This window comes from Serinicoccus shuyuelongi (assembly GCF_045032955.1).
GTDB lineage: Bacteria > Actinomycetota > Actinomycetes > Actinomycetales > Dermatophilaceae > Ornithinicoccus.
Genome location: NZ_JBJFZU010000016.1, coordinates 1 through 19345, shown reverse-complemented (window position 1 = coordinate 19345; position 19345 = coordinate 1). Strand labels below are relative to the sequence as shown.

Sequence of the window (19345 nt, the reverse complement as noted above, 5' to 3'; positions counted from 1 at the left end):
CGGGCCGGGAGCAGGCTGGAAGCCGAGCCGGCACAGACCGGCCGCCCCCCGTCGAGAGGAAGCATCATGAAGGCGCTCGTCTACCACGGCCCCGGTCGCACGGCGTGGGAGGAGGTCCCCGACCCGGTGCTCCTGCGGCCCACCGACGCGATCGTCCGGGTGGACACGACCACCATCTGCGGCACCGACCTGCACATCCTCAAGGGTGACGTGCCCGCCGTCACGGACGGGCGCACCCTCGGGCACGAGGGCGTCGGGACGATCACCGAGGTCGGGTCCGCGGTGACCTCGGTGGCGGTGGGGGACCGGGTGCTGATCTCGTGCATCAGCGCCTGCGGTGCCTGCTCGTACTGCCACCAGGGTCTTTACGCCCACTGCCTGGCGGAGGAGGGCGCCAGCGGTATCGGCTGGATCCTCGGCCATCTCATCGACGGCACCCAGGCGGAGCTGGTGCGGGTCCCCTTCGCCGACAACTCGGTCTACCGGCTCCCCGACAGCGTCAGCGACCGGGCTGCGGTCATGCTCTCCGACATCCTGCCGACCGGGTTCGAGATCGGGGTCAGGTATGGCCGGGTCACCCCGGGTGACGTGGTCGCCGTCGTCGGGGCGGGGCCGGTGGGTCTGGCCGCGATGATGACGGCGGAGCTCTACGGCGCGGCGCGCGTCATCGCGCTGGACACCAACGCGCACCGGCTCGAGCAGGCGACGGGCTTCGGGGCGACCGACGGCGTCGACAGCTCGACCGACGACTGGCGCGAGCAGGTGATGGCCCTGACCGACGGACTGGGTGTGGACGTCGCCATCGAGGCGGTCGGCATTCCCGAGACGTTCGAGGCCTGCACCCGGATCGTCCGACCCGGCGGCTCGGTGGCCAACGTGGGGGTGCACGGTGCACCGGTCGAGCTGGCGCTCCAGGACCTGTGGATCATGGACCTCACCATCAGCATGGGACTGGTCAGTACCTCCACCACGCCGATGCTGCTCAAGCTGGTCACCCAGGACAAGCTGTCCGCCGAACGGTTCGTGACCCACGACTTCGCACTGGCCGACATCCTGGAGGCCTACGACACGTTCGCCCGGGCGGCCGACACGGGGGCGCTGAAGGTCATCCTGAGCCGATGACACGGTGCCCGCCAGGCTGCCTCCCCGCCACCGTCGCGGGCGTCAGGTCCAGACGGCGCAGCACCTGGGCGTTGAGGGCGACGACGACGGTGGAGGCGGACATCAGGATGGCGCCGACACTCATGGGCAGCACGAAGCCCACGGGGGCCAGGACCCCGGCGGCCAGCGGGACGGAGAGCAGGTTGTAGCCGGCGGCCCACCACAGGTTCTGCTTCATCTTGCGGTAGCTGGCTCGGGAGAGCTCGATGACGGAGAGCACCGCGCGCGGGTCCGAGCTGGCCAGGATGACCCCGGCGGAGCCGATGGCCACGTCGGTGCCTGCACCGATGGCGATGCCGACGTCGGCCTGGGCCAGGGCCGGGGCGTCGTTGACCCCGTCGCCGACCATGGCGACAGCGCGTCCCTCGGCCTGGAGCTCGGCGACCGTGGCGGCCTTGTCCTGGGGTCGGACCCCGGCGAAGGCACGGTCGATCCCGAGCTCCCGGGCGACCGTGTCGGCGACGGCCCGAGCGTCGCCGGTGATCATGACGACCTGCACACCCCGGGCGTGCAGGTCGTCGACGGCGTGGCGGGACTCGGGCCGGATCTCGTCGGCCAGCCGGAGTGCGCCGATGACCTCGGCATCGGCCAGGACGTGCAGGATGATGGCGCCCTCGGCACGCCAGGTGTCTGCGACGGGTAGCTCCGGTAGGCCGTGCTGCTCCAGCAGGTGGGGGCCGCCGACCTCGACCACGGCGCCCGCGACCACGGCCCTCACCCCGACCGCAGGCGAGGACGAGAAGTCCTGCGCGTGGGCCACGTCCAGATCGCGGTCCTTCGCGGCTCCCGTGATAGCCCTGGCCAGGGGGTGCTCGCTCGTCGACTCGGCGGCCGCCGCCAGGGCGAGCACCTCGTCGCCCCCGTGTTCTCCCACCGGCTCGACGCCCGTGACGGTGGGCTGCCCCTCGGTCAGGGTGCCGGTCTTGTCGAACAGCACGACGTCGACGTTCCGCATGGACTCCAGCGCGAGCCTGTCCTTGACGAGGATCCCTGCGCGGGCGGCACGTTCGGTGGCGATGGAGACCACCAGGGGGATGGCCAGGCCGAGCGCGTGGGGGCACGCGATGACCAGCACGGTGACGGCCCGCACCACCGCCGTGTCCGGAAGACCCGCGAGGCTCCAGACGAGCGCCGTGAGCGCGGCCGCGGACAGGGCGAACCAGAACAGCCATCGCGCAGCGGTGTCAGCAAGGCGCTGCGCCCGGGAGGAGGACCCCTGGGCATCCGACACCAGCTTCTGGATCCCCGCCAACGCCGTGTCACCCCCGGTCGCGGTGATCTCCACGCGCAGGGCCGAGTCGGTCGCCACGGTGCCGGCCACCACGTCGTCCCCTCGCTCGCGTCGCACGGGCCGGGACTCACCGGTGACCATCGACTCGTCCAGGTGCGCCGACCCGTCGATGATGCGTCCGTCGGCCGGCACGCTCGCGCCGGGGCGGACGAGCACCACGTCCCCCACCACCAGGTCGGTGGGGGCCACCGTGACGACGTCGTCGCCGTCGACCTTCTCCGCCTCGTCCGGGAGGAGCGCGGCCAGGGAGTCCAACGCGGAGGTCGTCCGGGCCAGGGAACGCATCTCGATCCAGTGGCCCAGCAGCATGATGACCACCAGCAGCGCCAGCTCCCACCAGAAGTCGAGCTCGGCGTCCAGCACCCCGAGGCTCGCTCCCCAGGAGGAGAGGAAGGCGACGGTGATGGCCAGGGCGATGAGCAGCATCATCCCGGGTGCCCGGGAACGGACCTCGTCGACGGCACCGGTGAGGAACGGTCGCCCGCCCCAGGCATACATCACCGTGCCCAGCACCGGGGAGACCCAGCGGGCCCACCCGGCCTCGGGCAGGTGGTAGCCGATCAGGTGCGCGAAGGTCTCGTTGAACCCCACCACCGGCACGGCCAGGGCCAGCATGAGCCAGAAGAGCTGCCGGAACTGGGCGACATGGTCACCGTGAGCGGGGTGCCCGCCGTTCTCCGCGTGGTCGCCGGGCGTCGGTGAGGTGGTCTGCCCACCGTGGTGCTGGTGCGAGGTCATGCCTCAGCGTATACCCCCTAGGGGTATTAGGGACACCTCGGCGGCCGCTCGGGACGGTCACTCCTGCGTGCGGACGGGGTCAGGGTCGGCGTAGCCGAAGAGTTCGCCCTGCTGCAGCGCGTCGCGGTCGTTGCCATAGGTCGGGAGGCCGCCGGCGCGGCGCAGCATGGCGGCGGTATGCATGAGGTTCCAGCTCATGATCGTCGCGTTCCGGCGGGTGAAGGCGTGGTCGAACCCGACCGGGGTCTCACCCTCCTGCGGGTCGCCGTAGGAGGGTCCGGGGCCGATCATCCCCAGCCAGCCCACGTCCGCCTGGGGCGGGATCATCAGGCCGAGGTGCTGGAGGGCGAAGAGCAACGACATCGAGGTGTGCTTGACCCCGTCCTCGTTGCCGGTGATGACCGCTCCGCCGACCTTTCCGTAGAAGATCGACTGTCCGGCCTCGTTGAGCTCGCCGGACATGGCGTAGAGCCGCTCGACGACCCGTCGGCAGACGGAGGACTCCTCACCCAGCCACAGCGGGGTTCCGATGACCAGGATGTCTGCTGCCGCCACCCGGGGCCACAGGTCCGGCCACGCGTCACGTTCCCAGCCCTGCCCACGCATGTCCGGCTGCACACCGGGGGCGATCTCGTGCTCGACCGCGTGCAGCCGGTCGACCTGCACCCCGGCGCCGGTCATGAGGTGGTCCACCACGTCGAGCAGCCGCCCGGTGTGGGAGCGGTCCGCATCGGGGGTGAGCGAGCAGTTGACGAGCAGGGCGCGCAGGTCGTCGTAGCGGGGTGCGTCCATGAGGATGACCTCCTGGGTAGGGGGCGGACGGCCGTACGGGTGGCCGTGGGGTCCTCTCGCACCCTGTCATCGCCCGGTGGGCCGTGCCAGGCGGACGACCCCGCCGGGCACCGGCCGCCCCGGTGGGGCAGGCTGAGGTGGGCGCCACCGGCGCCTACCCTTCCCCGACCCCGTCCGGAGACCCGATGAGGCCAGCAGACCTGCGCATCCGCTACTGGCGCATCGTCCTGTTCTTCGCCCAGGTGACACTGGCCTTCATCTGGTGGGAGATCGTGCTGCGGCGGCTGGGGCTGCGACGGCTCACGGAGCGCACCCGCACCGAGCGGGCCCGCCGCACGGCCGTCCGCTTCCGCGCGCTCGCCGTGTCCATGGGGGGCCTGATGATCAAGGTGGGCCAGTTCCTGTCGGCGCGCCTGGACGTGCTGCCGCCCGAGGTGACCCAGGAGCTGGCAGGACTCCAGGACGAGGTTCCCGCCGAAGACGTGGCTGCGATCCGCGCCGTCGCCGCCGCCGAGCTGAACCGTCCCGTGGACGAACGCTTCGCCTGGTTCGAGGACACCCCGCTCGCCGCGGCGTCCTTGGGACAGGTGCACCGCGCCCGGCTGCGGCAGGTGCAGGCTGACGAGCTGGGTTTCCAGGACGTCGTGGTCAAGGTGCAGCGTCCGCACATCCAGCAGGTCATCGAGGTCGACCTTGCCGCGCTGCGGCGCGTCGGCGGCTGGATGGAGCGCTACCGCCCCATCCGTCAGCGCGCCGACGTCCGGGCGCTCGTGGAGGAGTTCGCCACCACCACCCTGCAGGAGGTCGACTACGTCGCGGAGGCCGGCAACGCGGAGACCTTCGCCGCGAACTTCGCGGACGACCCCAGGGTGGGTGTGCCCGCCGTGGTGTGGGAGCTCAGCAGCCGCCGGGTGCTCACGCTGCAGGACGTCTCGGCCATCAAGCTGGCGGACACCGCCGCGATCACGTCCGCCGGCATCGACCGCGGTGAGGTCGCCCAGGTGCTGGCACAGGCCTTCCTGCAGCAGATCTTCACGGACGCCTTCTTCCACGCCGACCCGCACCCGGGCAACCTCTTCGTGACCCCCCGGCAGGGCGCGGCACCCGGTGCGCCCGACTGGACGCTGACGTTCATCGACTTCGGCATGGTCGGCCACGTCCCGGGCGAGCTGCGGGACGGGTTGCGCGAGATCCTGGTCTCGGTGGGCCTGCGGGACGCCGGCCGATTCGTCGGGGGACTCACCCGGCTGGACCTGCTGCTCCCCGGCGCCGACCTCTCCCTGGTCGAGTCCGCGGCCGAGCAGGTGTTCCAGCGTTTCGGCGGGCTCCGGATGGATGAGCTCCAGCAGATACCGCCGGAGGACCTGGTGCGCTTCGGTCTGCAGTTCCGGGAGCTGCTGCGTGAGCTGCCGTTCCAGGTGCCGGAGAACCTGCTGCTGCTCGGTCGGTCGATGGGGATCCTCTCCGGTATCTGCACCGGGCTGGACCCCGAGTTCGACGCCTGGGGCACCATCACCCCCTACGCGAGCAGGTTGCTCGAGGAGGAGCGGCAGGGCCTTCCCCGGACGGTGGCCGACGAGGCCCTCACTCTGGGTCGCCTGGCGCTGGTGCTGCCGGGCCGCGCCGATCGGGTGCTGACCCAGGCCGAGCGGGGCGAGCTGGTGGTCCGGATCCCCACCCTGACCGCCCAGGTGGCGAGGGTGGAGCGGTCGGTGGTACGGCTGACCTCGGTGCTGGTCTTCGCCGCACTCCTGCTCGCCGGAGCGGTCCTGCACTCCTCGGACCCGGGCTTCGGGCAGATCCTGATGGGGGCCTCCCTGCTGCCCCTGGCGTGGTCGGTCGTGGGCGGGCGGCGCCGGGGCCGCTGAGGGGCCGGGCAGGTCCTCAGGCCCGGTGCACGGTGCGGGTCTCGGACCTGCGCTCGCCCAGCACCTTCCGGAACAGCACCAGGGGGAGCAGGATGGCGGCGACCAGCACGAAGGCCCACACCACGAAGGGTGCCAGCACCCAGGTCAGCACCCCCTCGATCCGGAGTCCGTCGGTCAGGACACTGGTCAGCAGCAAACCGACGAAGGTGGTGACGAGGGCGATCCCGCCGCGCAGCGCGGGGGCATACCGGATCGCGACCTTGAGTACGAACGGTCCGAGCAGGGTCTCCACCGCGGTGAAGATGAGCACGCTCAGCACGAACCCCAACGGCCGCAGCGTGAAGCCGTCGAGCAGAGTGGCCGCCGCGAGCAGCCCGAGGGCGTTCGCGAGCAGGTAGAGAGCCGTAGACGCGAGGAAGCGGACCATGGCCCCAGCCTGCGCCGATCCGGTCCTGCCCGGGCCACCCGAAGCGGGTGGTGCCGACCTCCTCCACCGCGGTGACGCTGGTCACGACCTGTCGCCGCCTTCGAGGGGAGGACCGATGAACCCCATCCTTGCCTTCGTCGTCGTCATGCTGGTCTGGACCGTGAGCGACTTCGTCGCGAAGAGGACCCAGTCCCTGCTGTCGTCGCTCTTCGTCGCCTCGATCATCTTCCTGGTGGGCTTCCTCACCGACATCTTCCCCGAGGACCTGCTCTCCAGCTCCTCCCTGCTCGGGCTGGCCGGGGTGGTGGTCGGCTTCATCATCGTTCACCTCGGCACGATGATCAGCCTCGACGACTTCAAGAAGCAGTGGAAGACGTTCCTCGTCGGAGTGGCCACCGTGCTGGGGATCGGGGTGTCCCTGCTGCTGGCGGGTCTCATCTTCGGTCCCCGGATCAGCGGCACCGCCGCGGACGGGTATGCCCAGGCGCTCGACTTCATCGTCGCCGGCACCGGCTCGCTCAGCGGGGGCACCATCTCTGTGCTCATCGTGCAGGAGGCCGCCCTCGGGGTCGGGCTGACCAGCATCGCGATCTTCCCGGTCCTCATCGCCGCTCTCCAGGGGCTCGTCGGGTTCCCGCTCACCTCGCTCATCCTGCGCAAGGAGGCCGGGCGGCTCCGGGAGGAGTACCGCGCCGGGCGGCTCGCCGCGCCCGCGACGCAGGAGCAGGCGGAGGTCGCGCCCTCGCGCCTGCCGGCCGCGCTGCAGACCACCCCCGGGACCCTGGTGGTGGTCGGGGTCGTCGTCCTGGTCAGCCTCGGGGTCAACAACCTCACCGACGGCATCCTCAACACCTTCGTGGTGGCGCTGTTGCTCGGCATCGCGCTGCGCACGGCCGGTGTGCTGCGGCCCTCGGTGCTCTCCGGCATCGACGCGCTGGGTCTGATGATGCTCGCCATCATGATCCTCGTCTTCGCCCCGCTGGCGACGGTCGAGCCCTCCGACGTCGCGGCCCTGGCGTTCCCGCTGCTGCTGGCCTTCCTGTTCGGGGTGGTCGGGATCGCCGGTTTCGCGGCCCTGGTGGGCAAGCTGGTGGGCTACAGCGTGCCGATGTCGGTGGCGATCGGGCTGACTTCGCTCTACGGCTTCCCCGGCACGATGATCCTGTCCCAGGAGGCGGCCAAGGGAGCGGGGGAGAGCCCCGAGGAGGTCGCCGCGATCGAGGGCGAGATCCTGCCGAAGATGATCGTGGCCGGGTTCTCCACGGTCACCATCACCTCGGTGGTCGTGACGAGCATCCTCGCCGGCGCCATCGGCCGCTGAGACCCGAGGGACCGCGCACGTGGGCACCTCGATCCCGGCCGGGAGGCCCTCCCGGCTGCACCTGTGGGGGGTCCGCGGCTGGCTGCTGGGCGGTGTCGCGGTCGGGGCGTCGGTCGTCGTCACCGTGCTCGGGCAGGTCTCCGGCCTGGCGGTGCCCCTGGTGATCGCCATGGTGCTGGGCGCGCTGTTCGCGCCGGCCGTCGACCTGCTGGCCCGGCACCGGGTGCCCCGGTCGGTCGGGGGGTTGCTGGTCATCGCCTTCCTCGCCGGGGTGCTGGCCGTCTCCGGATGGCTGATGGTGGTCGGTGTCGCCGAGCAGGCGCCGCAGATCGGCGCGTCCATGGCGGCCGGGCTGGACGCGGTCGAGGGGTGGCTGGGGGCGCGCGGCGTCCCGGTCGTGGAGGGGTCCTTGCGCGAGCAGGCCGACGAGCTGGTCTCGGCCTCCCTCGGTGGCGCGTCCGCCTACCTCCCCGGCCTGCTCACCGGCACCGCCTCCTTCGCCCTCGGCACCGCGGTCGGGACCTTCCTGGTCTACTACGTGATCACCGACTGGCACGCGCTCACCGCGTGGGTTGCCCGGCACCTGGGTCCGGACCCGGAGTTGGGCACCGGCATCGTGCTGGACACGATCGGCGCGGTCCGCACCTACTTCGGCAGCCTGACCCTGTCCGCCCTGGTCACCGCGGTCCTCATCGGTGGTGCCGCGCTGGTGCTGGACGTGCCGCTGGCACTGACCATCGCCGTCGTCACCCTGGTCACCTCCTACGTCCCCTACCTGGGGGCCATCTTCTCCGGCGCCTTCGCCACCCTCATCGCCCTGGGCGCCACCGACGCCGGGACCGCCCTCCTCATGCTGCTGGTCGTCCTCGTCGTCCAGAACGTGGTGCAGACGATCGTGCTGACCCGCCTCACCAGCACCGCGCTCCGGCTGCACCCCATCGTCACGCTCGGGGCCACGATCGTGGGGGCAGCGCTGGCCGGTGCGCTGGGCGCCATGCTGTCCTCACCCGCGGTCGCCGTCTGGGTGCTCGTGCTGGGACGGCTGCGGCGCTACGAGGAGCAGGCTCAGAAGCGCCAGACCAGCGGCACGTAGAGCACGGCCACGCCGAGGAAGAGCAGCAGCAGCGGCAGTCCCAGCCTCCAGTAGTCGCCGAACCGGTACCCGCCCGGCTCGAGCACCATCGTGTTCGCCGGGGTCGCCACCGGGGTGAGGAAGGAGGCGGCGCCGCTGACCGCCAGTGCCATCAGGAAGGGCAGTACGGAGACGTCCAGGTCCGCTGCCACCACGGTCGCGATCGGCGCCATGATCAGCACCGTCGCGGTGTTGCTGATGAGCTGGCCGAGCACCATGGTCAGCAGGCACACCGCCAGCAGGGCCAGGTGCGCGGACCCGGTGCCGACGAGGTCCAGCAGCGCGGCGGCGATCACGTCCGCGGTGCCGGTCACGACGAATGCGGTCGACAGCGGGATCATCCCGGCCACCAGCACCACCGTGGTCCAGGACACCGACCGGTATGCCTGGTGCGGGCTGAGCACGCCGGTGAGCACCACCGCGGTGGCGGCGAGCAGGCCGGCCACCACCGCGGGCACCAGGCCGGTCGCCAGCAGCAGCACCATGACGAGCAGCACGCCCGTCGCGCGCCGGGCGGCCCTGCCCAGGGGCACGCTGCGGCGCAGCACGCCCGGGTCGTCGACGACCAGCACCTCCTCGCCGCTCGTGTGCTGGGCGAGCTTGTCCCAGGCACCGCTGAGGACCAGCGTGTCCCCGGTGCGGAGCACGTCCTCGGGATCCCGGAGGTCCTCCCCGCCGCGGTGCACGGCCAGCACCACCAGGTCTCCGCTGGGCGTGGCCATGCCGGGGAAGAGGTGCGTCCCGATCAGCGGGGAGCGGGGCGGGACCAGGACCTCGGCGACGCCCCGCTCCAGACCGACCAGCTCCTTGCCCACCGGGATCGCGTACTGGGTGCGCAGCGTCTCCGCCAGCTCACCCAGGTCCTGGGGCAGCGACGTGGGCGCCCGCTCCGGCAGCAGCCGGTGTCCGAGCAGGACGACCACCGCCAGCGTCCCGACCAGCAGCGGGACCCCCACGGCCGCGAACTCGATGAAGCCGAAGCGGCGCGCCCCCGCGTCGGCGGCGGCCTCGCTGACGATGATGTTGACCGGGGTGCCGGTGAGGGCGAGCATCGACCCGGCGTGCGCGGAGAAGGCCAGCGGCATCAGCATCTGGGACGGTGCGATCCCGGCCCGCGCGGCGACCACCACCACGATCGGCAGCAGTGCCGCCACGGCGCCGTTGACGCTGATGAGTGCGGTGAGCACCGCCACCAGGACACCGATGACCACCAGCAGCGAACGGCGTCCTCCGCCGCCATGGGTGAGCACCTGTTGGCCGGCCCAGGCCGTGACCCCGGTGGAGTCGAGCGCCTCGCCCACGACGAACAGGGTGGCGATGAAGATCACCGTCGGGTCGCTGAAGCCCGCCAGCGCCTGGTCCAGGTCCAGCAGCCCGGTGAGGAACAGCGACAGCGACACCCCGATCGCCACCACGCCCAGCGGGATCCGGTTGGACATGAACGCCAGGACCGCCAGAACCAGGATCAGCAGGGTCAGCGTCACCGGGCCCATGGCCGCCCGGCGCCGAAGCCTGTCGCCAGCTCCACCAGCAGGCGCGCACCGAAGCCGGTCGGCCCCTTGGGCAGCCACCGGCTGCCGGTCTCGACCTGTGCCGTCCCGGCGATGTCGATGTGCGCCCAGGGGGTGCCGTCCACGAAGTGCTCGAGGTAGAGCCCGGCAGTGATGGAGCCGGCATACGGGCCGCCGAGGTTGGTCATGTCGGCGACCGTCGAGTCCAGCTGCGCGCGGTAGCGGCGGATGAGCGGCAGCTCCCAGACCGGTTCGTCGGTCGCCTCACCCGCGGACCGGACCAGGTCCACCATCCGCGGGGAGTTGCCGAGCACCCCGGCCACCTCGGTACCGAGCGCCCGCAGGCACGCCCCGGTGAGGGTGGCGATGTCGACGATGGCGTCCACCCCGTCCTCGACGCACAGCGCCAGGGCGTCGCACATGACCAGCCGTCCTTCGGCGTCGGTGTTCATCACCTCGACGGTGGTGCCGTTGCGGGTGACGAGCACGTCCCCGAGCTGCACCGCGGAGCCGGACGGCATGTTGTCCGTGCACATCAGGTATGCCGTCACCCGGCTCCGGCAGCCGATCTCGCGCAGCGCCGTCATCGCCGCCAGCACGGCCCCAGCGCCGGACATGTCGTTCTTCATCTGGGAGTGCGAGGCGTCACTGGGCTTGAGGTTGATGCCCCCGGAGTCGTACATGATGCCCTTGCCGACGAGACCGAGATGGCCCTCGGACCCGCCGCCCTCGGGCACGTATGACAGCCGGACCATCCTGGGTGGTTGCACGCTTCCCCGGTTCACCCCCAGCAGGCCCCCGCAACCCATCGCCTCCAGCTCCTCCGTGCCGGACACCTGCACCTCGAGACCGGCGTCCGGGCCCAGTGCCAGCGCCAGGTCGGCCATCGCGGTGGCGGTCAGCATCCCCGCCGGGCAGGTGGCCAGGTCACGGCTCAGCATCGCCACCCGGGCCATCAGTCGCCCACGGTCCGCACCCTCCCGGACCGCGGCTTCCTCGCCGGCCGGTGCCACGAGCGTCAGCGTGGCGACGTCGACCACCTCGGTCGTGGCGCTGCGCAGGCTGAACCGGTACCGCGCGAGCAGCACCCCCTCGACGACCGCCGCGGCCGCCGCAGCCGGGCCGAGGTCTTCCGACACCGGGACCCGCGTCGCCAGGTGGGCGTCGAAGGGCACCGCCGAGGCGAACGCGGCGGCCGCGTCCCGGACGCCGGCCGCGTCCAGCGCGTCCAGGTCCCCCACCCCCACGGCGACCGGCACGGGCATACCGCCGCCCGGGAACGGCAGCGCGTGACCGACCGTGGGCCGGAACCCGGCCCGACGCAGGCCCTCGTGGTCCACCCCCAGCAGCGGTGGCACCGGGTGCGTGCTGGTGACCGGGACGCTGACGGCGTCGATGCCTTCCAGCGGGTCGTCGTGGGCGACCACCCGGATCTGGACCGGGTGCTGCAGGGAGGGTGCGACGGCGCTGACGCCGGTGAGGGTCTCCATGGTGGTCAGCGTGCTCCGCCCCGGACGCAGCGGTGCTCACCCGTTCCGGGTGGTCCGCCGCAGCCGAGATGTGGGCAGCCTTGGCAACTGGGGCAGTGCGATGCCCGACCTGCCCAGGGACGGAGGACGACCCGTGGTGACCGACATCCGGCACGGCGGCCCGGTCCGACGCGCCGTGCGCTGGCTGGGAGGTCGACCGCTCGACCTCGTCGACGTCGCCGTCTACGTCGTCGTGCTCAACCTCGCCGTCGAGTACCTGCCCTCGGTGATCAGCGAGACGTTCACGCTGTCCCTGCTGACCGCCGTCCTGCTGAAGGTCGTACTGGAGGGCGTCCTGCTGCTCAAGGCGGCCGTCCTCGCCCGGTTCCGTGCGGCGCGGACCCGGACGGGGAAAGTGGTGGCCGGCGCCCTGCTGTGGGTGGTGGCCGCCGGCAGCAAGCTGGTGCTGCTGACCCTGATCGACCTGGTCTTCGGTGACGCGGTGGACCTAGGGGGATTCGTCCCGGTCACCCTGCTAGTGGTCACCCTGCTGTTCTGCCGCGCCACCGTGCGCAGGATGCTGGACGAGCCGGACTGAGGGATCAGTGCTCCGCCGTGGCGAGCTCCTCGGCCAGTCCCTTCTCGTCGTCGTCGGACAGCGACGTCTGCAGGACCGTCCCCCCGAACTCGCCCATCGCCGCCGAGAACTTGTCCTCGGTGAGCTTGCGGGTCATCACCACGACAGCGGCACCACCCGGCTGCAGCAGCCCGTCCACGCGCTCGCGGAAGGCACGGTCGATGCCGCTGCGGGCCAGCTTGCCGCTCAGCGCCCCCATGGCACCGCCGACCAGGGCACCGAGCCCGGGGACGAGGAAGAGGATGCCGACCAACATCCCCCACAGGGCTCCCGAGGCGGTGGATGTGCCCCGGGGTGGAGCGGCGGTGTCCACGTGCTTCTTGCCGTCCTCGTCGACCCGGACGACGGCCAGGCCGGCCAGGTCGACGACGAAGTCACGCTGCAGCTGCTCGACCCGCGCGAAGGCACGGTCGGCGGTCCGGTGGTCCTCGTAGCCGATGATGATGAGTTCTGACATGCGCTGCTCCCTGGTCGCGGTCGGGACACCGCGAGCGCGGCACCCCGACCAGGGTGCGGGGGTCTCGGGGCCGAATGGACACCCGTTCCGGGTGGTTCAGGTCCGGTAGCGTGACCGGCAGGGCGGTGGCCGCCCTGGCGCAGAGGAGGGCCCGTGACGCTCCATGCTTCCCCGGTCGGCTTCCACGACGCCCGGTCTTCCGCCCCGGTGCCCGCTGAGGACGCCGTCGCCCGCCCCCGTCTCACGCGCCGGATCGCCGCGGCGCTGCGCAGCGCACCGCTCGTGGTCGTGGTCGGTCCGAGCGGCGCCGGCAAGACGTCCGCGGTCGCGATGTGGTCAGCCGGTCCGACCCAGGAGGGTATGCAGGTCTGCTGGGCGTCGATGGACGCGGCGGACGCCGATCCCCGCCGCTTCTGGCTGACCGTGGTCGGGGCCCTCCAGAGTGTGCTCGACGCACCGGGGGTCCAGGGGTTGGCCGTGCCGGCCAGACCGGGTCAGGACTTCGTGGACCGGCTGGGCTCCGTGCTGGTCGCACTGAGCACCCCCGTGGTCCTGGTCCTCGACGACCTGCACGAGCTCGACGACGACAGGGCGCGGGTGTCCGTGGAGCAGCTGCGCAAGGCGCTGCCCCGCCAGCACCGGCTGCTGCTGATCTCGCGTCACGACCCGCCGCTGCGCCTGCAGCGCATGCGGCTCGCCGGCACCCTCGCCGAGATCCGCACCGCGGAGCTGGCCTTCACCCGGGCGGAGGCCGTCGAGCTCCTGGACGCCGCTGGTCTCGACCTTCCGGCGGAGGCGGTGGACCACCTGATGGCGACCACGGAGGGCTGGGCGGCCGGGCTGCGGCTGGCGATCGCCGCGGTCGACCTGGACCGGGACCCGGCGACCGTGGTGCGACGGTTCGGCGGGCGCACGCCGCTCGCCACGGCATACCTGCTGGAGGAGGTCGTCGGCGGCCTCGGCGCGGACCAGGTCGAGGTCCTGCTGCGGACCAGCGTCGTCGACCGGGTCTGCGCGCCGCTCGCGTATGCCCTGACCGACCGCCCGGACGCGGGCGAGGTGCTCCAACGGCTGGTCTCGGACCAGGTGCTCGTCTCCGCCCTGGAGGACACCGGGTGGTACCGCTATCACCCGATGCTGCTGGACATGCTCCGGGCCCGGCTGACGTCCGGGGACCCCACCCTGGTCACGGACCTGCACCGCCGGGCGCAACGGTGGTTCGAGGACGCGGGGGAGTGGCTCGAGGCGCTGGCCCAGTCCGTCCGTGCCGGCGACGAGCAGCTGGCGGCGCAGCTGGCCCTGCGGTCGGCAGCGGTGCTGGCGTTCACCCCCGAGCGGGCACGCCTGACCCAGGCGCTGCTCGCGCTCTCCGCCTCCCCGGCACACCCCGACGACGCCGAGCGCCAGCTGTGCCGGGCGCTCGCGCACTACGGCAACGGTGACGACGAGGCCACCCTGACGTGGCTGCGGTGGGCCGAACACGGTCTGGACGTGCTCCCGGAGCCGCGCCGGCAGATCGCCACGGCGGAGCTGCAGATGCTCCTGGCCGCCCAGTCCCGGCGCCTGGGGGACCCGGGGCGGATGCGCACCGCCGCGCTGGCTGCGCTGACGGCCGCCGAGGCGGTGCCCGCCGACGCGAGCCCGGTGCTGCCGCAGCTGAGGGTGGTGGCCATGAGCCTGCTCGGTGCCGCAGAGCTCTGGCTCGGGCACCAGGGTCAGGCGGAGGAGCTCCTGCGCAGCTCTACCCTCGAGACGGGGGACGGGGTGCTCGGCCCGAGCGCCGCCGCTTACCACGAGGGCCTGGTCGCCCTGTCCGAGAGTCTGCGCGGACAGGTCCGGTGCGGGCGGAGACGGGCAGACGGGATCCTGGAGGCCGCCAGGGTGAGTGGGTGGAGCCAGGCCCAGGAGTCGGGGGCCGCCTGGCTGGCGCGCGCAGTCACAGGTCTGCAGAGCGCTGAGGTTCACGACGCCGAACGGTGCCTGGCGCTGGCCCGTCGTACCCGGATCGAGCTGCGGGACCCGTTCCTGGGCGCGGTGATGGACCTGGTCGAGACACGCAGTGCGCTGGCCGGCGGAGACCTGCGCAGAGCCCGGCGGACCCTGGTCGCGGTCGACCGGTGGGTGCTGGAGCACCCCGGTCTCACCCTGGTGTCGGTGATGCGCGGATGCCTCGGCGTGGAGATCGAGCTGGCGGCGGGACTGCCGGAGGTGGCCGCCGCCGTCCTGACCGACCTGGACACCAGGCTCACCGTGGCCGGGGACGCCGACGGGTCCGGGCCGGACCGCGTGCAGCTGGTCCGGGGGCACGTGCACCTGGCCACCGGTCGGCCACGGTGGGCGCAGGAGGTGGTGGAGCCCTTCCTGCGGGCGGGTGGAGCGGTCAGCGCCGAGGCCTGGCTCATCACCGCGCTGGCCCAGGACCGGCTCCGCCAGGACGCCTCGGCCATGGAGTCCCTGTCGCGGGCCCTGGGATACGGCGAGGTCGAGGGCGCCGTCCAGTGCTTCCTGCACCGCGGCGAGCGGCTGGCGTTGCTGCTGCGCAGACATGTCGCGGTTCTCGGCGGCCACGAGGCGTTCGTCGTCCGGGTCCTGGCACAGGGCGAGGGCCCCGGGGAGCTGACGGTGGGACCCTCGGCGGACCCGGCCCGGTCCGTGGTCTTCACCGAGCGTGAGCTGTCCGTCCTGGCATACCTGCCGACGTTGAGCACCAACGTCGAGATCGGGGCCCAGCTGAACATCTCGGTGAATACCGTGAAACAGCACCTGAAATCGATCAATCGCAAGCTCGAGGTCGGCACCCGGCGCGAAGCCGTTCGCGCCGCCCGGCGGCGTGGCCTGCTTTCCGATCCTTCCTGAGTGCGTTTCCCGCGATGACCCTAGAGGTCGTTCCGCGGATTCTGGGCGAGGTAGACCGTATTCGTCGACGTCCCTGCGGTGAGGGGGTTAGGGAAGGCGACCACCTCGGCGTGCGTCCGTTCGAACGCTCCCGCGAGGACGGTGTTGAAGTCCGCGTCAGGTGCACGGTCCGACCACAGCGCCAGCACCCCGTCCGGAGTCAGCAGCCGACCGAGGGCGACCAGTCCCGCCGCCGTGTAGAGCCCCGCGTGGGAGGAGTCCAGCACCAGGTCCGGTGCGTGGTCGATATCGAGCAGCACGCACTCGTAGGGCGGGGTCAGCGCCCGCGGTGACTCGGTGCCGGCCGCGACCGCGAAGAAGTCGGCCTCCACCACCGTGGTGCGCGCGTCCTCCATCAGCGCCCCCGAGCACGGCAGCAGGCGGTCCCGGTGCCACTCGATGACCGGCTGCAGCGTCTCCACCACGTGCAGGGCGCTGACCTGCCGGTGGGCCAGGGCGGCCACCGCGGTGTAGCCGAGTCCCAGGCCGCCGACGAGCACCCGGGCGGGGGAGGAGCCCCAGAGGCTCAGGGCCAGGTCGGCCATCGCCTCCTCGGCCGCGGTGAACATGCTGGACATGAGGAACTCGTCACCCAGCTTGACCTCGTACACGTCCTGCCCGGTGAGGGGTTCGACGCGTCGTCGCAGGCTGACCTCACCCATGCGGGTGGGGGCCCAGGACAGTTCTTCGAATCGGCGGCTCATGCCTCATCCTTTCAGGTGAACACATGTGACCCGTATCACTGTGCGATTCATTCTGGCTGTCTTGTGTTTCCCCATTTCCTGCGGTTACGCTTGATTTCAGCGAGGGGCCGTCACGATGTCGGCCATTCCGGATCTGGCGGGGCCAGGGTCTGGGTCTCGCGTCCCTTGTCGCGATTCCATCGCGATCTTTGTCGACCCGTCACCTCCGAAGGATATCCATGTCTGTTCCCGGTCAGTCCACCTCCGCAACATCGACCATGGGTGGAGTGTCGGCGCGGCCCCGCTCGTCTGCCGTCAAGGCCCTCGCGGCGGGTGCCTTGGGCCTCCTGCTGCTCGGCGGCGGCGCGGGGACCTTCGCGCTCTGGTCGGACGAGGAGACCGTCGACGCCGGGGACATCACCGATGGTGAGCTGGCGCTCGCGGTCGGGGGCGGCACCTGGTTCCTGGGGGAGACCGAGGTGGACGTCGCCACCTTCCGGATGGTGCCCGGGGACACGCTCACCTACGAGGCCACCGTGACCCCCACCATCGTGGGCGACACCCTGCGGGCCACCCTCAGCTCCACGGTGCCCGGTGGAGGTGAGCACTGGACCATCGCGGCCACCCTGCCGGACGGCGGGGCCGAGCTGACCGAGGCCGACAGCGGCGTCGCGGTCCCGATCGAGGTCGACGTCACCCTGCCCGTCGGCTCGGGCAACGAGAGCCAGCTGGCGGTCCTCGACCTGGAGGACCTGGTGCTGAGCCTGGAGCAGGTCGACCCGTCGGAGGGATGAGGCGCCACCCGCGCAGGCCGGGCTCGTGAGCCGGGGTGACCGCGCGCTGCGACGACCGCTGGCGCTGGCGGTCGTCGCAGCGGTGCTGCTCACCCTCACCTCGTGGGGAGGCACCCACGCCGCATGGGACGCCAGTCGTGGGGTGGCGCTGGACCCCGTGCGCAACGCGGCGATGGTCCTCGATGCCACTGCGCCGGCCGACTCGACCTTCAGCGGCACCACCTCCTCGAGCGTCATCTCCACCCAGGTCGTCCCTTCGCGCCTGTCCGGCACGTCGACGGGGACCGGGGTGGCCCAGGCGCAGGGGTGGAACAGCGGGTTGGCAGCGCAGGTGACGCTCGGGTACACCCCGCGGGGCACCAGCGGGCTGGACCTGCTGGTCTCCTCCACCACCCTGCAGGGCAACGCCTTCGTGCGCAGCCACGCCGGGGCCGGGGTCCGGGTCGACACCACGGTGACCACGACGGCGAGCCCGCCCCGGAGGTGGTCGGCGCAGGACACGGTCACCACCCGGCACGCGGTCCCCTTCCCCCGGCCCACCCATCCCGGGGCGACACTCACTCTTGGCGCGGTGTGTCAGTCCTCCACGACCCTGACCTCCGCTCAGATCAGGTGGTCCTGGGCCGGGGCCGCGACGACGACCGACTCCCCTGCCGTAGCGGCGTGGCGGCTGCAGAGACTGTCGTCCGGACAATGGGTCAACATCGGTAGTGCCACCTCCGACGGGAGGCCGCGCTCGATCTCCGTGCCTGGAAGCCTGTTGCCGCAGAGCACATTCGACGTACGCATCGTCGCCGTCCCGGCGAACGCGACGCTGTCGCCCGTCCCCGCGACCTTCACGGTCAGGGTTGAACGCGGCCTGCTCGGCGGGGTCAGCTGCATCAGCGCTGAGCCGGCTCCGTGAAGGGGGTCCTCTCCGCCGTCCTGTGGACGCTCGCCGGCACGGTCCTGCTCGTCCTCTGCCTCACCGTCGTCGTCCCCCGTCTGCTCGGGTGGGTCCCGCTGACCGTGCAGTCGGGCTCGATGTCCCCGGCGATCCCCGTCGGCAGCGTGGTCGTGGTCGACCCGGTCGGTCCGGACCCCGCCGAGCTCGAACGGATCGAGGTCGGCGACGTGGTGACCTTCATGCCGCGCCCGGAAGACCCGACGCTCGTCACCCACCGGGTCACCGCGGTCGGGGCCACCACGGGCGGGGACCCCTCCTTCATCACCCGTGGGGACGCCAACGAGCAGGATGACGCCGACACGGTGACGGCGACCCAGCTCCGTGGGGTGGTCCGCTACGACGTGCCTTGGGCGGGCAGGGCCGCAGCCTTGCTGGACTCTGACCAGAGGCGCGTCGGTGTAATCCTGGTCGCGGTCTGCTTCCTCGGGTATGCCGCCGTGCACGGGGTCCGCGCGATCCGGGACGCCGCGGCTCGACGCCCTGTCAACAGCGAATAGGTACGACGGCGACGGGCGGGATCGAAGCGTCCGTCCGCAGCCCCGACGGAACGCCACCGCGGTGGGTAGGGGTAGCCCTGGCAACACATACCCACCGCGGTCGGCCCACCAACGCCAGCCACCGCGGTGGGTGATGTCGTCCTAGCAACACGTACCTACCGCGGTGGGTCGCAGGGGTAGGGGATCTCGGCGCGTCGTGCGTCGTGGCGGTCCTTGGTGTGCAGTTAGACTGCACAGATCATCTGCTTCCGCACCGACTGGCCGCGGACCGAGACCGAGGAGCACAACATGAAGATCAGGCGCGCAACGATGGCCGTCGTGGCGGCCGGTGCCCTGGCGCTGGCGGGCTGCACGTCCGACACCGGCTCCGAGGACGAAGGCACCACCGACGCAGGTGCAGGTGACGAAGGTGACGGGGCCGAGGAGACCTCCGACGACACTGCCGAAGAGACCTCCGACGGGATGGCCGAGGGGGACACCTCCAAGACCGACCTCGGCGATGTCCAGACGATGTCGGACACGGTGTCCTTCTCCAGCGGTGCGGAGGAGTACAACGCCTACAACTCCGAGACGCCGGGCACCAACTCCACCTACAACGCGGTGGTGAACAACCAACTGCTCAGTGGCTTCTGGTACTGGGGCACGGACGGCACGGTCTACCCGAACGAGTGGTTCGGCTCCTACGAGCAGACCTCTGAGGACCCGTTGACGGTGGAGTACACGATC

General features: G+C 71.7%; 16 protein-coding genes and 1 pseudogene. 10 read left to right on the top strand and 7 right to left on the bottom strand.

The annotated features are described in order from the left end of the window. Nucleotides 1-66: 66 nt before the first annotated feature. A complete protein-coding gene (locus ACI3EY_RS16025) occupies nt 67-1122 on the top strand; it encodes a zinc-dependent alcohol dehydrogenase family protein (RefSeq protein ID WP_405041091.1) in 1056 nt (351 codons plus the stop codon). Here ACI3EY_RS16025 and ACI3EY_RS16020 read toward each other — a convergent pair. Next, the gene (locus ACI3EY_RS16020; RefSeq protein WP_405041090.1) at nt 1106-3190 is read right to left on the bottom strand and encodes a heavy metal translocating P-type ATPase; all 2085 of its coding nucleotides are present in this window, start codon (nt 3188-3190) and stop codon (nt 1106-1108) included. The two genes, ACI3EY_RS16025 and ACI3EY_RS16020, sit on opposite strands and share 17 nt — an antisense overlap. A 57-nt stretch (nt 3191-3247) precedes the next feature. Further along, complete coding sequence (locus tag ACI3EY_RS16015; protein WP_405037289.1) at nt 3248-3982, bottom strand: flavodoxin family protein; 735 nt, start codon at nt 3980-3982, stop codon at nt 3248-3250. 185 nt (nt 3983-4167) lie between these two features. Here ACI3EY_RS16015 and ACI3EY_RS16010 point away from each other — a divergent pair, with 185 nt between their 5' ends. Next, nucleotides 4168-5850 (top strand): ABC1 kinase family protein, encoded by a 1683-nt coding sequence (locus ACI3EY_RS16010; protein ID WP_405041089.1) that lies wholly within the window; start codon nt 4168-4170, stop codon nt 5848-5850. A 16-nt stretch (nt 5851-5866) separates the two neighbouring features. Here the strand turns inward: ACI3EY_RS16010 and ACI3EY_RS16005 are convergent, their stop codons facing one another. Next, nucleotides 5867-6277 carry a phage holin family protein gene (locus tag ACI3EY_RS16005; protein ID WP_405041088.1) on the bottom strand — a complete coding sequence of 137 codons (411 nt, stop codon included), beginning with the start codon at nt 6275-6277 and terminating at the stop codon, nt 5867-5869. Between the two features lie 115 nt (nt 6278-6392). Here ACI3EY_RS16005 and ACI3EY_RS16000 point away from each other — a divergent pair, with 115 nt between their 5' ends. Both ACI3EY_RS16000 and ACI3EY_RS15995 read left to right on the top strand, forming a co-directional pair. Beyond that, complete coding sequence (locus ACI3EY_RS16000) at nt 6393-7598, top strand: hypothetical protein (protein ID WP_405041087.1); 1206 nt, start codon at nt 6393-6395, stop codon at nt 7596-7598. A 19-nt stretch (nt 7599-7617) separates the two neighbouring features. Continuing rightward, nucleotides 7618-8691, top strand: a complete 1074-nt coding sequence (locus ACI3EY_RS15995; protein ID WP_405041086.1) for an AI-2E family transporter — start codon at nt 7618-7620, stop codon at nt 8689-8691. Here the strand turns inward: ACI3EY_RS15995 and ACI3EY_RS15990 are convergent. Together ACI3EY_RS15990 and ACI3EY_RS15985 are read right to left on the bottom strand one after the other, a co-directional pair. Beyond that, nucleotides 8664-10223, bottom strand: coding sequence for an SLC13 family permease (locus ACI3EY_RS15990; RefSeq protein WP_405041085.1), 1560 nt, complete (start codon nt 10221-10223; stop codon nt 8664-8666). The two genes, ACI3EY_RS15995 and ACI3EY_RS15990, sit on opposite strands and share 28 nt — an antisense overlap. Continuing rightward, nucleotides 10211-11731, bottom strand: coding sequence for a leucyl aminopeptidase family protein (locus ACI3EY_RS15985; protein ID WP_405041084.1), 1521 nt, complete (start codon nt 11729-11731; stop codon nt 10211-10213). The genes ACI3EY_RS15990 and ACI3EY_RS15985 overlap by 13 nt, the downstream gene beginning before the upstream one ends. 133 nt (nt 11732-11864) lie before the next feature. Here ACI3EY_RS15985 and ACI3EY_RS15980 point away from each other — a divergent pair, with 133 nt between their 5' ends. Then, complete coding sequence (locus ACI3EY_RS15980) at nt 11865-12308, top strand: hypothetical protein (RefSeq protein ID WP_405041083.1); 444 nt, start codon at nt 11865-11867, stop codon at nt 12306-12308. Nucleotides 12309-12312: 4 nt separating this feature from the next. On the opposite strand, the gene ACI3EY_RS15975 is transcribed toward ACI3EY_RS15980, so the two are convergent. After that, nucleotides 12313-12804 carry a DUF1269 domain-containing protein gene (locus ACI3EY_RS15975; protein ID WP_405041082.1) on the bottom strand — a complete coding sequence of 164 codons (492 nt, stop codon included), beginning with the start codon at nt 12802-12804 and terminating at the stop codon, nt 12313-12315. A gap of 153 nt (nt 12805-12957) precedes the next feature. Here ACI3EY_RS15975 and ACI3EY_RS15970 point away from each other — a divergent pair, with 153 nt between their 5' ends. Beyond that, nucleotides 12958-15660 (top strand): LuxR C-terminal-related transcriptional regulator, encoded by a 2703-nt coding sequence (locus tag ACI3EY_RS15970; protein ID WP_405041081.1) that lies wholly within the window; start codon nt 12958-12960, stop codon nt 15658-15660. 20 nt (nt 15661-15680) lie between these two features. Here the strand turns inward: ACI3EY_RS15970 and ACI3EY_RS15965 are convergent, their stop codons facing one another. Continuing rightward, nucleotides 15681-16403 carry a polyamine aminopropyltransferase gene (locus ACI3EY_RS15965; RefSeq protein WP_405037279.1) on the bottom strand — a complete coding sequence of 241 codons (723 nt, stop codon included), beginning with the start codon at nt 16401-16403 and terminating at the stop codon, nt 15681-15683. A 257-nt stretch (nt 16404-16660) separates the two neighbouring features. Between ACI3EY_RS15965 and ACI3EY_RS15960 the strand changes: the two genes are divergently transcribed. The 4 genes and pseudogenes from ACI3EY_RS15960 to ACI3EY_RS15945 form a co-directional block, all read left to right on the top strand. Continuing rightward, complete coding sequence (locus ACI3EY_RS15960) at nt 16661-17176, top strand: alternate-type signal peptide domain-containing protein (RefSeq protein WP_405037278.1); 516 nt, start codon at nt 16661-16663, stop codon at nt 17174-17176. 25 nt (nt 17177-17201) lie between these two features. After that, complete coding sequence (locus ACI3EY_RS15955) at nt 17202-18080, top strand: hypothetical protein (RefSeq protein WP_405041080.1); 879 nt, start codon at nt 17202-17204, stop codon at nt 18078-18080. Next, on the top strand, nt 18077-18619 hold the full coding sequence (locus ACI3EY_RS15950) for a signal peptidase I (protein WP_405041079.1): 543 nt from the start codon (nt 18077-18079) through the stop codon (nt 18617-18619). Before ACI3EY_RS15955 ends, ACI3EY_RS15950 begins: the two co-directional genes overlap by 4 nt. Nucleotides 18620-18907: 288 nt before the next feature. Beyond that, nucleotides 18908-19345 (top strand): annotated as a pseudogene (locus tag ACI3EY_RS15945) (ABC transporter family substrate-binding protein); the annotation flags it as partial.